Annotated in this window: 13 protein-coding genes and 1 tRNA gene; 13 read left to right on the top strand and 1 reads right to left on the bottom strand. The window is 73.0% G+C overall.

The features are described from left to right. Window positions 1-165 precede the first annotated feature (165 nt). The 9 genes from ACN9MM_RS13970 (at window position 166) to ACN9MM_RS13930 (ending at window position 6,019) form a co-directional block, all read left to right on the top strand. Window positions 166-660: a hypothetical protein gene (locus ACN9MM_RS13970; protein WP_426363923.1), complete on the top strand. Its 495-nt coding sequence runs from the start codon at window positions 166-168 to the stop codon at window positions 658-660. Window positions 661-671: 11 nt separating this feature from the next. Further along, the gene (locus tag ACN9MM_RS13965) at window positions 672-1,076 is read left to right on the top strand and encodes a RapZ C-terminal domain-containing protein (RefSeq protein WP_426363922.1); all 405 of its coding nucleotides are present in this window, start codon (window positions 672-674) and stop codon (window positions 1,074-1,076) included. A gap of 18 nt (window positions 1,077-1,094) precedes the next feature. Continuing rightward, on the top strand, window positions 1,095-1,445 hold the full coding sequence (locus tag ACN9MM_RS13960; protein WP_426363920.1) for a hypothetical protein: 351 nt from the start codon (window positions 1,095-1,097) through the stop codon (window positions 1,443-1,445). A gap of 102 nt (window positions 1,446-1,547) precedes the next feature. Then, entirely contained in the window at window positions 1,548-1,817 is a 270-nt protein-coding gene (locus ACN9MM_RS13955; protein WP_426363919.1) for a hypothetical protein, read from the top strand. Between the two features lie 87 nt (window positions 1,818-1,904). Then, window positions 1,905-2,855: a bifunctional DNA primase/polymerase gene (locus ACN9MM_RS13950; protein ID WP_426363918.1), complete on the top strand. Its 951-nt coding sequence runs from the start codon at window positions 1,905-1,907 to the stop codon at window positions 2,853-2,855. Window positions 2,856-3,046: 191 nt separating this feature from the next. Next, window positions 3,047-4,237, top strand: coding sequence for a DUF3631 domain-containing protein (locus tag ACN9MM_RS13945; RefSeq protein ID WP_426363917.1), 1,191 nt, complete (start codon window positions 3,047-3,049; stop codon window positions 4,235-4,237). 185 nt (window positions 4,238-4,422) lie between these two features. After that, window positions 4,423-4,620 (top strand): helix-turn-helix transcriptional regulator, encoded by a 198-nt coding sequence (locus tag ACN9MM_RS13940; protein WP_426363916.1) that lies wholly within the window; start codon window positions 4,423-4,425, stop codon window positions 4,618-4,620. Next, complete coding sequence (locus ACN9MM_RS13935; protein ID WP_426363915.1) at window positions 4,620-5,744, top strand: tyrosine-type recombinase/integrase; 1,125 nt, start codon at window positions 4,620-4,622, stop codon at window positions 5,742-5,744. The genes ACN9MM_RS13940 and ACN9MM_RS13935 overlap by 1 nt, the downstream gene beginning before the upstream one ends. Continuing rightward, complete coding sequence (locus ACN9MM_RS13930; RefSeq protein ID WP_426363914.1) at window positions 5,741-6,019, top strand: hypothetical protein; 279 nt, start codon at window positions 5,741-5,743, stop codon at window positions 6,017-6,019. The genes ACN9MM_RS13935 and ACN9MM_RS13930 overlap by 4 nt, the downstream gene beginning before the upstream one ends. A gap of 167 nt (window positions 6,020-6,186) precedes the next feature. Here ACN9MM_RS13930 and ACN9MM_RS13925 read toward each other — a convergent pair. Then, window positions 6,187-6,259, bottom strand: a tRNA-Arg gene (locus ACN9MM_RS13925). A 301-nt stretch (window positions 6,260-6,560) separates the two neighbouring features. Between ACN9MM_RS13925 and ACN9MM_RS13920 the strand changes: the two genes are divergently transcribed. The 4 genes from ACN9MM_RS13920 (at window position 6,561) to ACN9MM_RS13905 (ending at window position 12,441) form a co-directional block, all read left to right on the top strand. Then, window positions 6,561-8,180, top strand: a complete 1,620-nt coding sequence (locus ACN9MM_RS13920; protein WP_426363913.1) for a dynamin family protein — start codon at window positions 6,561-6,563, stop codon at window positions 8,178-8,180. Between the two features lies 1 nt (window position 8,181). Then, window positions 8,182-10,170 (top strand): GTPase, encoded by a 1,989-nt coding sequence (locus ACN9MM_RS13915; RefSeq protein WP_426363912.1) that lies wholly within the window; start codon window positions 8,182-8,184, stop codon window positions 10,168-10,170. A gap of 120 nt (window positions 10,171-10,290) precedes the next feature. Next, a complete protein-coding gene (locus ACN9MM_RS13910) occupies window positions 10,291-10,758 on the top strand; it encodes a single-stranded DNA-binding protein (protein ID WP_426363911.1) in 468 nt (155 codons plus the stop codon). Window positions 10,759-10,983: 225 nt separating this feature from the next. After that, the gene (locus ACN9MM_RS13905; RefSeq protein WP_426363910.1) at window positions 10,984-12,441 is read left to right on the top strand and encodes an LAETG motif-containing sortase-dependent surface protein; all 1,458 of its coding nucleotides are present in this window, start codon (window positions 10,984-10,986) and stop codon (window positions 12,439-12,441) included. The last annotated feature ends 77 nt before the right edge of the window (window positions 12,442-12,518 follow it).

Below are 12,518 nucleotides of genomic sequence, written 5' to 3'. Positions count from 1 at the left end.
TGACACCGTCACGGGCCGGTGACAGCCAAACCCCTAGGCGGGAGCGGGTGTCACGCGCCCTGACACCACGCTCTGACACCCCCTGACACCTGTCCCTGACACCCGGCACGCGGGCTCGTGACACCCCTCGGTCACGGGCCCGCGCCATACCCCCGAGGACTCGCCATGCCCTACCCCGAGCAGCACCCCGGACCCCCCGCCGTCCACTACCCCGTCCCCCTCCACCCGGCCGCGAGCGCCCCGCTCTCCACCACCGCGCCGACCGGCCTGTCGGCCGTCCAGAGCGTGCAGCTCCCCGACGGCCGCATCGTCACCGGCTACACCCTCGCCCCCACGGCGCCCGCCGCGGCCCGCCCGGTCGGGTCGGTCCCGGCGTGGGCCAAGACCACGGCCCTGCTCGCCCCCACCGTCGGAGGCGGGACGGCCGCCGCCGGCATCGGACTCTCCTACGCCGCCCCGGGACTCATCGCCATGAGCCACGCCCTCTGGTCCGCCGCCGCACTCGTCGTCGCCGCCGTCATCGCCGTCCCCGTCCTCATCCGCACCGCCCGCCGCGCGGCCACCGGCAGCAACGGCGGCGGGTCGACGACGCACATCACGCAGAACATCTCCGCGACTGGCCTGTTCGGCCGTGCCAACGGCACCATCAACCACCACTAGGGAGCCACGACATGGCCACCATCCGGATCACCTCCTACGGCACCGGACACCACGACGCCCCCACCGCTGACGACCCGGTCGTCGTCGACACCACCAGCCTCCACAACCCGCCCGACGACCCGCAGGTCCGGGCCACACTCACCCAGCTCACCGGACGCCACCCCGACGTCGCCGCCTACGTCCTGGCCACCCCCGGCGCCCACGACCTGATCACCACCGCCCGCCGCGCCGTCGAGCAGCGCATCGCCACCGGCGCCCAGCACATCGACGTCCACGTCCACTGCTACGGCGGCCGGCACCGCTCCGTCGCCGTCGCGGAACTCCTCGCCGCGGACCTGTCGGTTCTCGACGACTACGTCCACACCCAGCACCGCCACATCCACCAGCTGATCCTTCCCGCCCGCACCCCCGCCTAGGAATCGGAGAGGGCCGCCATGTCCGAGACCATCCGCAGCAGGTTCACGTCCCTCACCTTCTGGCCCTACATCGACGAGAACCTGCGGCGCGAGCTGCACGACCTGGCCCGCGAGGCCCGGTACGTCATCACCCCGCCCAACCTCCACCCCGCCCTCACCTCGTTCCACGACCCCGACAGCGGCGGCGCGGGACTGCTCACGCTCCTCGCCCAGGCCCTGCGCGAGCTGAGCGGCAACCTCGACGAGCAGACCCCCGACCACGCGGCGGTGCGCGAGGCCCTCGACGACGCCGCCGCCCACATCGCCCACGCCGCCGGGCAGCACATCGCCACCGCGCTCGCCCTCCTCGGCCTGCCCGACCAGCGGTAGGGCCGGGCCGTGGAGCGGGTCCCCTGCCTGGATTGGCGGGACAGCAGCCACTTCGACCACACCCGGGACCTGCCGTGCTGCCTGTGCGGTAGGCCCACCCCCATGCGGTCCCACAACGCAGAGCCCGTCCACAAGGTGTGCGCCGAGACCTGGAACGCCGCCTGCCCGCAAGAGCCCCGCCGCTACACCGTCCCCACCAAGGACAAGCCCGAGCAGCACGACGTCGGCACCTGGCGGTTCCACAACGACGGCTCCATCACCACCGACCGCGTGCCGATCCTCGGCCAGGTCATCACCACCAACTCCCTGCCCTCCGGCCCCCGAGAAATCGAGGGTTCCAGGCAGGAGCAACGCGAACTGTTCGCCGCGTGACAGCACGAAGGGCGGCCCCCGTCTCCGCAAAAAGTCCGGGGCCGCCCTCACATCCAGCACGCCGATAACGGACTGGAGATACCCAGCATGACCCAACCGACCCCCGCCCGGCGAGAGGACAGCACCCCGCTGCCCGTCGACCTGCCGGGCCTGAACCTCCTCGCCCACGCCGTCGCCGCCGCCGGGCGCGGCTGGCACGTCTTCCCCCTCCGCCCCCGCGACAAGCGGCCCGCCGGCCACGCCGAGTCCCGCTGCCCCCGCATCGGCCGGTGCGCGGACGGGCACAGGACGCCCGAGCAGCGGGCCACCACCGACCCCGACCTCCTCGCCGCGGCCTGGACCCACGCGGCGTACAACATCGGGATCGCCACCGGCCGGAGCGGGCTGCTCGTGGTCGACCTGGACACGCTCAAGGAGACGGACGAGAAGGGAACGCCTGACGGCGTCACGACCTTTGAGGCGCTCTGCGAGCGCGCCGGACAGGCCGTCCCCCTCACTCACCGGGTGCGGACCGCGCGACACGGGATGCACCTGTACTTCACCCAGCCCCACGGCGCCCGGCTCGGCAACACCGCCGGACGGCTCGGCAAACACATCGACACCCGGGGCTGGGGCGGGTACGTCGTCGCCCCCGGCAGCCACACCCCCGACGGCGCATACGAGACCCTCGACGACCGCCCGCCCATCCCGCTGCCGGGCTGGCTCCACACGGCACTCACCGCCTTGCGCGAGACCGCCCTCACCCCCGCCCCGGTTCTGGCTGGCGGTGGGACCCGAGCGGCCGAGGTGGCCCTGGAGCGCGAGACGGCCGCCGTCCGGTCGGCCCAGGAGGGCGGCAGAAACGCGCAGTTGCTCGCGTCCACACGCGCGGTGGGGCGGTTCGTTGCGTGGGGCGACATCCCCCGGCACGTGGCCGAGGAGGCTTTTCAAGCGGCGGGGGAGACGTCCGGACTCACCGCGGCCGAGTGCCGCTCCACGATCCGCAGCGCCCTGGACTGGTCCATCCGCACCGCACGCCCCCGGCCGGCCGCCGCATGAGCCACCCCGAATCCGCTCCCTTGAAAAGCCCCGCCCTCACCGAGTACCGGCCCGCAGCCGCCGCACCGGCCTCGCCTCCGGACGCCGTGGGCGCCCCGGGAGGCGTCGCCGAAGGCGCCCCTTCTGGTTCTGACCCGCACCCGGCCGACCACACCGACCACCCGTCCGCCCCCGCACGGAAGGAATCCCGCATGCCCGAGCCCATCGACGCCGCCGCCCTGCTCGACGAGGTGGAAGCCTTCCACCGCCGGTTCAACGTCTTCCCCCGGGAGGGCGCCTACGTCGCCGTCGCGCTCTGGGACGCCCACGCCCACCTCCTCGACGCCTTCGACTCCACCCCGCGTCTGGCCTTCCTCTCCCCGGAGCCCGGCTCCGGCAAGTCCCGCGCCCTGGAGGTCGTGGAGACCCTCGTGCCCCGGCCGATGCTCGCGGTGAACGCGCGGGCCGCGGCCCTGTTCCGGTCCGTCTCCGACTCCGCCGGACGGCCGACGATCCTCTACGACGAGATCGACACCGTCTTCGGGCCGAAGGCCGGAGACAACGAGGAACTCCGCGGCTTCCTCAACGCCGGCCACCGACGCTCCGGCGTCACCTACCGGTGCGTCGGAGACGGCGGCAACCAAACCGTCGTCGAGTTTCCCTCCTACAGCGCCGTCGCCGTCGCCGGGCTCGGCGGACTCCCCGACACCATCACCACCCGCTCCGTCATCATCCGCATGCGCCGCCGCGCCCGGAACGAGAAGGTCGAGCCCTTCCGCGCCCGTCTCCACGAGGCCGAGGGCAACAAGCTCCGCGACCGGCTCGCCCAGTGGGCCGAGCAGGTCCACAAGGACATCGCCGGACGCTGGCCCGAGATGCCCGAGGGTGTCACCGACCGGGCCGCCGACGTCTGGGAGCCCCTCCTCGCCGTCGCGGACGCCGCCGGAGGCGAGTGGCCCGAGCGAGCCCGAGCCGCGTGCGTGGAACTGGTCAACGCCGCCCGCGCCGACGACAAGGGATCCGTCGGCATCCGGCTGCTGACCGACCTGCGCGACCACGTCATGGCCGGCATCGACCGCCTGCCGACCGTGGCGATCCTCGACCGGCTCTGTGCGCTGGAGGAGGCGCCCTGGTCCGACATGGCCGGGCGCCCGCTTGACTCCCGGGGCCTGGCCAAGATGCTCGGCGAGTACATGACGACCGACAACACCCCGATCAAGGCCCGCAACATCAAGACCGCCGGCGCCGTCCTCAAGGGCTACTACGCGGCCGATCTGTACGACGCCTGGGAGCGCTACTGCCCCCCTGTCCTCCTGAGGGCCGCTACTTCCGCTACCGCCGCTACCCCGCAGGTCAGCGAGCCGGAAACGGTAGCGGAAGAGCTCTTCTCGTCCGCTACCTGATCCGCTACCCCGCTACCCGCCCCGGCCGCCCGAGCCGGGGCCGGTAGTGGATTCATCCGCTACCGCTACCCCGTCCGCTACCCCCGATCATGCCCCTGACCAGGGCGGTAGCGGATGTAGCGGAGGTAGCGGACCTGACAGGAAGGGGCCGGTGGCCCCGCTTCACCGCGATGAGGAGTCCGGTCATGGCCAGCACGCTCAAGTCCCGCGTGATGCTCACCGTTCCCGAGCTGTGCGACGAGCTCGGCATCTCCCGCTCCACCTTCTACGACTGGCGCCAGAAGCAGCGGGCCCCCCGCTGCATCAAGCTCCCGAACGGCGGCCTCCGTGTGCGCCGGGTCGACCTTGAGATCTGGCTGAACGACTGCGAGGACGCTGCTTGATGGACACGACGTACGACGTGAAGTTCTGGAAGACCTCCGTGTACGAGGGGCGGAAGAAGACCACGTACACGGTCCGCTGGGAGCTGGAGGGCAAGGAGTGGCGCAAGCCGTTCGGCACCGTCGCTCTTGCGGACTCCTTTCGGGCGGGGCTGGTGTCCGCGGCCCGGAAGGGGGAGGCGTTCAGCCTCTCCTCCGGGCTGCCGGTCTCGCACCTGTCCCGGGCGGCCAGCGTGAAGTGGTACGACTTCGCGATCCAGTACGTCGACCAGCTCTGGGAGCGGACCTCGGCGAACAACCGGAAGAATGTGGCGAAGGCGCTCACGCCCATCACAGTCGCGCTGCTTCGCTCCCAGCCGACCACGTTCAAGGGCGTGGACGTGCGCCGGGCGCTCCGCGAGTACGCGTTCAACACCCTCCGGCGGGACCAGGCCCCGCCCGAGGTCGCAGTGATCCTCCGGTGGGTGCAGCGCAACTCGCTGTCCATGGCCGCTTGGGAAGACGAGAGCACGGTGGAGAGGGCACTGCGCGCGGGCATGACGAAGCTGGACGGCTCGCCTGTCGCGCCCAGCTCGGCCCGACGGACCAAGCGCGTCCTCAATGTCCTCTTCGAGTACGCCCTCAAGAAGAAGGTGCTCAAGGAGAACCCCCTCCCGAAGGGCAAGGGCGCGAGCACCACGGTGTCCAAGACGTCCTCCGCCGTCGACAAGCGGGCTCTGCTCAACGGCGAGCAGGCGGGCAAACTGCTCGGCTGGATCTATGGGCGACCGCGGGGTGGCCAGCGGCTCCACACCTTCTTCGCCACGATGTACTACGCCGGCGCCCGGCCCGAGGAGGTCGTGGCCATCGACGTGGGGGACGTACGGCTGCCCGACGTGGACGCCGATGACCAGTGGGGTGAGCTGCTGCTCCACACCGCTCACCCCGAGGTCGGGAAGCAGTGGACGGACACGGGGGAGGTGCGCGAGCAGAGGGGCCTGAAAGGGCGGGCCGCCGACGACACCCGCACGGTGCCGTGCCGACCGGCCCTGACGCGGATCCTCCGGGCCCACATCGAGGAGGAGGGGCTGAAGCCCGGCGATCTGCTGATGCAGGGGAGAAAGGGGGAGGCCTTGCCGGATCCGTGATCCGCCGAGCGTGGCGGCGGGCCCGGAAAGAGGTGCTCACCTCGTACGAATTCGGAACCCCGCTCGGCCGCCGTGTGTACGACCTCCGGCACACCTGCCTGACGAACTGGCTCAACGCCGGCGTACCGCCCGCGACCGTGGCCGAGTGGGCGGGCAACAGCGTCCCCGTCCTCCTCTCCACCTACGCCCGATGCGTCGACGGGCAGCTGCACGACCTCAAGCGCCGCATCGAGCAGGCGGGGGAGCTGCCGGACCCGGCCGCGGCGACCGGCTGAAAATTTCTCCGCGTATTCTCCGTGGCCACCCGCAGAAACCCGGTTTCAGCCGGACATCGCCGGACGCGCCTCACCCTGCCGTGGGGTGCGTCCGGCCCCGGCACCGTCCGCCCGGAACGTGCTCTGACCAGCAAAAAGACCCCTCCCGAAGGAGGGGTCTCGCCGTGCGCCCCCGGCAGGACTCGAACCTGCGGCCAAGTGCTTAGAAGGCACCTGCTCTATCCACTGAGCTACGGGGGCCGGGTGGTGGCCGTGTGGCCAGGAGCCCCTGGTGGGTGGGGTGTGCCTGCCGGGACAAGGATAGGGCTCCGATCGCCTTGGCCCGGTTGCTTCACCTGCGTGGCACGATGTGTAGGTTCGGTGAAGCGAACCGATAATCGCAGGCAGGTGCGATTCGCGCAGCGCTTTTCGCAGCGCTGGGGGCGGGTGTTGTGCACTCGTTATGCCCGGCCTTCCGGTCGCCACCCTTCTCTTCGGCGCGCAGGGTCGCAATAGGCTTCAAAAACACTCATAAATTGGGCATTCTTCGCATGTGGTGACCTTGGACGAACGGCCTCAGCTGATCGACGCACTCTCCGCCCTGCGCGACCGAGTCGCCGCCGTGCGTCTCCCACTGCCCCTCCCCGACACTCCCCGCGCCCGCCAGACCCGGGCCGAGCTGCTCGCGCAGCTCGACGACTACCTGGTCCCGCGTCTGAAGGATCCCGACGCCCCGCTCCTCGCCGTCGTCGGCGGATCCACCGGAGCCGGGAAGTCCACCCTCGTCAACTCCCTTGTCGGGCGCCGCGTCAGCGAGTCCGGGGTGCTCAGACCCACGACCCGGACGCCCGTGCTCGTCTGCCACCCCGAGGACCACCACTGGTTCGCCGGGATGCGGGTCCTCCCGCAGCTCACCCGCGTCTGGCTGCCGCAGGCCGACGAGGACCACCCCGTCGACGAGCCCGCCCCCGAGGAGAACGCGCTGCGCGTCGAGACGGCCGCCTCGCTGCCCCGCGGGCTCGCCCTGCTCGACGCGCCCGACATCGACTCCCTCGTCGTCGAGAACCGGCTCCTCGCCGCCGAGTTGATCTGCGCCGCCGACATCTGGGTGATGGTCACCACGGCCTCCCGGTACGCCGACGCCGTGCCCTGGCACCTGCTCCGTACCGCCAAGGAGTACGACGCCACCCTCGTCACCGTCCTCGACCGCGTCCCGCACCAGGTCATCGGCGAGGTCTCCCGCCAGTACGAGGCCCTGCTCGACAAGGCCGGCCTCTGCGACGTCCCCCGCTTCACCATCCCCGAGCTGCCCGAGTCCGCCGGCGGCGGCAGCGGGCTCCTGCCCGACAGTGCCGTCGCCGCCCTGCGCGGCTGGCTCGCCCACCGCGCCCAGGACCCGGCCGCCCGCCAGCAGGCCGCCGACCGGACCGCCTCCGGGGTCATCGACTCGCTCGACGCCCGGCTGCCCGAACTCGCCGCCGCCGTCGCCGCCCAGTACGCCACCTCCGTCCGCCTCGGCGGCGCCGTCCGGGACGCCTACGGGGAACAGGGCAGGCGGGTCCGCAAGGAACTCGGCCGCGGCGCCGTCCTCGCCGGCGACGCCCGCACCCGCTGGCGCGGCTACCCCCGCGACAGCACCGCCGACGAGCTCCTCGACGCCCTCGCCGAGTCCCTCGCCGCCCTCCTCCACTGCGCGGTCTCCGCCGCCGAGGAACGCGTCCGGGACACCTGGCGCCGCGAACCCGCCTCCGAGGCCCTCGGCCCGCCCCGGACCGGCGGCGACCGGGAGGCGGTGGAGCGGATCGGCGTGGAGGTGCGCCGCTGGCGCCGCGTGCTCGAAGAGCTGGCCGAGGAGGAGGTGCGCGTCGTCGAGCGCCCCTCGGGCTCCCGCGCGGCCCGTAGCGCCGCCCCCGAACCCGACACCGTCGCCGCGCTCCTCGCCGCCTCCCTCCTCGGCGGCCGCCGCGCCCGCGCCGCCGGCGAACGCCTCGCCGAACTCCTCGGCGCCCAGGCCGCCCTGCGGCTGCGCGACAAGGGCGGCGAACTCGTCCTCTCGTACGTCGACCGGGTCCTGCACGCCGAGCGCGACCGGCGCCTCGCCCCCCTCGACGCGCTCGACGTGACCCCCGAGCCGCAGGCGGAGCTGATCGCCGCGCTCTCCGTACTGCAGAAGGAGAAGTGACGTGACGGACGACGACCGGGAGCGCGCCCGCGCGCGCTGGGACGACGGCCTGATCGCCCGGCGGGCGGGCGAACGGGCCGCCCCCGGCGCGCACGAGACGGCGGAGACGGAGCCGGGGACACCGGACGAGGACGTCCTGCCGTCCTTCGGCGGCAGCTACGGCGGAGCCCTCCGCAGCCGCCTCGACGCCCTCCACGAGCTGGTCGGGCTCTCCCGTACCCGCGTCGAGGGCGAGGCCCTCGCCGAGGCCGGACGCGTCCTCGACGAGGCCGCCGCCCGCCAGCGGCTCTCCTCCCGGCACACCGTGATCGCCCTCGCCGGAGCCACCGGAAGCGGCAAGTCCACCCTCTTCAACGCCCTGGCCGGGGTGCCCGTCTCCGAGACCGGACTGCGCCGCCCCACCACCTCCGCGCCCATCGCGCTCAGCTGGTCCGAGGGCGCCGCCGGGCTGCTCGACCGGCTCGCGGTCCCCAGCAGGCTGCGCCGGCGCCCCCTCGCGGGCGGCGCCGCCGACACCGAGCTCCAGGGGCTCGTCCTCGTCGACCTGCCCGACCACGACTCGGCGGTCACCGCCCACCGCGACCAGGTCGACCGGGTCCTCGGCCTCGTCGACGCCGTGATCTGGGTCGTCGACCCCGAGAAGTACGCGGACGCCGCCCTCCACGAGCGCTACCTGCGGCCCCTCGCCGGGCACGCCGAGGTCACCTTCGTCGTCCTCAATCAGATCGACCGGCTCGGCACCGAGGCCGCCGACCTCGTCCTCGACGACCTGCGCCGCCTCCTCGACGAGGACGGCGTCGCGCTCGGCGAGCACGGCGAGCCCGGCGCGACCGTGCTCGCCGTCTCCGCCCTGACCGGCGAGGGCATCCCCGAACTGCGCGAACTCCTCGCCCGGTTCGTCCAGGAACGCACCGCCCCCGAACGCCGCCTCGCCGCCGACGTCGACGCCGCCGCGGGCCGGCTGCGCCAGGCGTACGTCGCCGACGGCCGGGCCGGCCTCGACGAGCGCGCCCGGGACGCCTTCACGGACCGCCTCGCCGTCGCCGTCGGCGCCCAGGCCGCGGGCGAGGCCGCCGAGCGGGTCTGGCGCCGGGGCGCCATCCGCGCCTGCGGCACGCCCTGGCTGCGGCTCTACCGCTGGTACGAGCGGACGCGCGCGCACGGCGCCACCGACCCGCGCCTCGAACCCCCCGTCGAGGACGAGCTGACGGCACGCCAGCGCGTCGAGCAGGCGGTGCGGATCGTCGCCGACGAGGCCTCGCGCGGGCTCCCGGCGCCCTGGGCGCAGGCGGTGCGCGAGGCCGCGGCGCGCGGGGCGGAGGGCCTGCCGGAGGCCCTGGACGAGCTGACGGTCTCCCTGGGCGACCCGGCCGCCCGGCCGCCCCGGCCCGCCTGGTGGCCCGCCGCCGTCCTGGCCCAGGCGGTGATGACGCTCCTGCAGATCTTCGGCGCGCTCTGGCTGGTGGCGCAGATCGTCGGCGTCGTGCAGCCCGGCCTGCTGCCGCCGGTCCTGGTGATGCTCGGCGGCATCATCGGCGGCCCGCTCGTCGAATGGGCCTGCGAGGGCGCCGTGAAGGGACCGGCCCGCCGGTACGGGCAGGAGGCCGAACGCCGCCTGCGGGAGGCGACCGCCGCCTGTGGCAGGGCCCGGGTCCTCGACCCGGTGGCGGCGGAACTGATGCGCTACCGGGAGGTGCGCGAGCAGTACGCGACGGTGGTGGGCGCGCGGCCGTCGGCGGCCCGGGTCGTGGGCGGCGGCCGCTCCGGCACGACGCGGCTGGGCGCGACGAGGGCGGGGGTGCGGGGGGAGGTAGGGGGCGGCGGGTTCCGGACCGGCCGGGGGGTGGGGCATGGGCCGGCCGGGGGTGGGGGTATTGGCCGGTCGGGGGTGGGGGCATGGGCCGGCCGGGGGTGGGGGCATGGGCCGGCCGGGGGTGGGGCATGGGCCGGCCGGGGGTGGGGCATGGGCTGGTTTCACCCTCGCGGGTGAGGGAGTTGTCCACCGGTACGGAGCTGTCCACAGCCCCGAGCGGGGTCCGCCCGACCGTCCCAGGATGGTTCCCACGGGGTGGCCTCAGAGCGGGGCGACCGGGGCACAGGGGGCGGAATCATGAACGACACGACCGTGACGCTCGTCGGCAACGTGGCGACGGCGGTGGAGTACCGGGACACCGCGGCCGGCGGGGTGGCCCGCTTCCGGTTCGCGGTGACCGCGCGACGCTGGGACCGGGAGAGCGGGCTCTGGTCCGACGGGAACACCAGCTTCTACACGGTGTCGGCCTGGCGCTCGCTCGGGGCCAATCTCGCGGCCTCGGTGTCCGTCGGCGAACCACTCGTGGTGCAGGGACGGCTGAGGGTCCGTGAGGAGGAGCGCGACGGGCAGCGCAGGACCTTCGTGGACGTGGCCGCGCTGGCCGTGGGGCACGATCTGAGCCGGGGGACGGCGGCCTTCCGGCGCGCGGCGCGGGTGGAGTCCCCACCGCGGCCGGATCCCGGAAGGCAGCCGGAGCAGGACCCGTGGGCGGTCGCGGCGGAGGAGGGGGAGGCCGTGACACCTCAACTGGTAACCGCGTCCTGACCTTGTGTTGTGGGGATTTGTCGACCAACTGGCCTGCGCGATAACGATTCCGAGTCGGAATGGTTATCTGACCGGAAGGCCGGGCACCGGGGGGTTTCGCGTACCTAGGATTCCCGGATACTCATGTGGCACGTGAGCCCATCGAGTCTGTGAGTTCTGCTGGCGTGCGCTCCCCCCACGCGAATCGACCATTTTCGCGGAGCGGCGCGCCCGGAGGGGAATCCAATGTTTTCTGTTCGTGGGCGTGGCGTTGCCCGTGCGGCCGCCACGATCCTGGTCTCCGGCCTGGTCGCCGCAGGTGCGATAGCCACCGCGGGTCCGGCGCTGGCCGATGACGGTGGCGCGGGCACCGGCGGTGTCACGGCGAAGCTCGGTCGCGTGACCGAGGGCGACTCCGTCGAGATCGTCGAGAACGCCGGCACGCCGCAGGAGAAGAAGTGGCCGGTCGGCGGCGGCCTGTTCACGATGCAGGTCGACGGCGGGGGCACCCTCCAGACCTACTGCATCGACCTCCGCACCGGGGCGAAGCGCGACTACACGTACAAGGAGGTCGGCTGGTCCGAGTCCTCCCTGCACAACAACGACAACGCGGGCAAGATCCTCTGGATCCTGGAGAACGCCTACCCGAAGTTCTCGGCCGAGGCGCTGGGCAAGAAGCTCGACGTCGACCTCTCCAAGAACGAGGCCGCCGCCGGCACCCAGGCCGCGATCTGGACCTTCTCGGACAACGTGAAGGCGACGCCGAAGAGCGCCGACGCCGCGAAGCTGACCGAGTACCTCCTCAAGGAGGCCGTGAAGCTCGAGGAGCCCAAGGCCTCCCTGGCTCTCTCCCCGGCCACCGTGGCGGGCAAGGCGGGCGACAAGCTCGGCCCGATCACCGTCACCACCAACGCCGACAAGGCCAAGGTCACGGTCGCCTCCGGCGCCCCCGCCGGTGTCAAGGTCGTCGACAAGGACGGCAAGGCGGTCACCGACGCCAAGAACGGCGACGAGGTCTACTTCGACGTCCCGGCCGGCACCGCCGACGGCACCGCCGAGCTGACCGCCGAGGCCACCACCAAGGTCTCCCTGGGCCGTGCCTTCGTCTCCATCGACGGCCCGTCGCAGACCCTGATCCTGGCCGGCTCCAGCGACTCCACCGTCACGGCCAAGGCCTCCGCCTCCTGGGCGAAGAAGGGTGCCGTCCCGGCCGTCACGGTCGCCAAGGACTGCGCCAAGGGCGGCCTGGAGGTCATCGCCTCCAACGCCGGTGACGAGGACTGGACCTTCGACCTGAAGGGCACCTCGTACACGATCCCCGCCGGTGGGACCAAGACCATCACGGTCCCGGTCGCCGAGGACGAGGCGTACAAGTTCACGATCACCGGCCCGAACGGCTTCGAGGAGACCTTCGAGGGCGTCCTGGACTGCAAGACGGCCACCCCCGGTCCGAAGCCGTCGGAGACCCCCTCCACCACCCCCTCGGCCACGCCTTCCACCCCGTCGACCACCGGTGGTACCACCGGTGACACCACGGGTGGCACGACCGGCACCACCGGTACCACCACGACCGGTGGCGGCGACCTCGCCGAGACCGGCAGCTCCAACGCCACCCCGATGATCGCCGGCATCGCCGCCGCGCTCGTCGTGGTCGGTGGCGGCGCGGTGTTCTTCCTCCGCAAGAAGAAGGCCGCCGGCCAGTGAGCCCGCGCCCGGGTGCCGGGCCCACGCCCGGCACCCGGGCCGCAGCCCACGCACCCGGGCCGCGCGCCCCGCACACC

Source organism: Streptomyces sp. E-08 (assembly GCF_049913095.1).
Taxonomy (GTDB): domain Bacteria; phylum Actinomycetota; class Actinomycetes; order Streptomycetales; family Streptomycetaceae; genus Streptomyces.
Note: the sequence above shows the minus strand (reverse complement) of the source record. Positions and strands in the feature narration are given on the sequence as shown.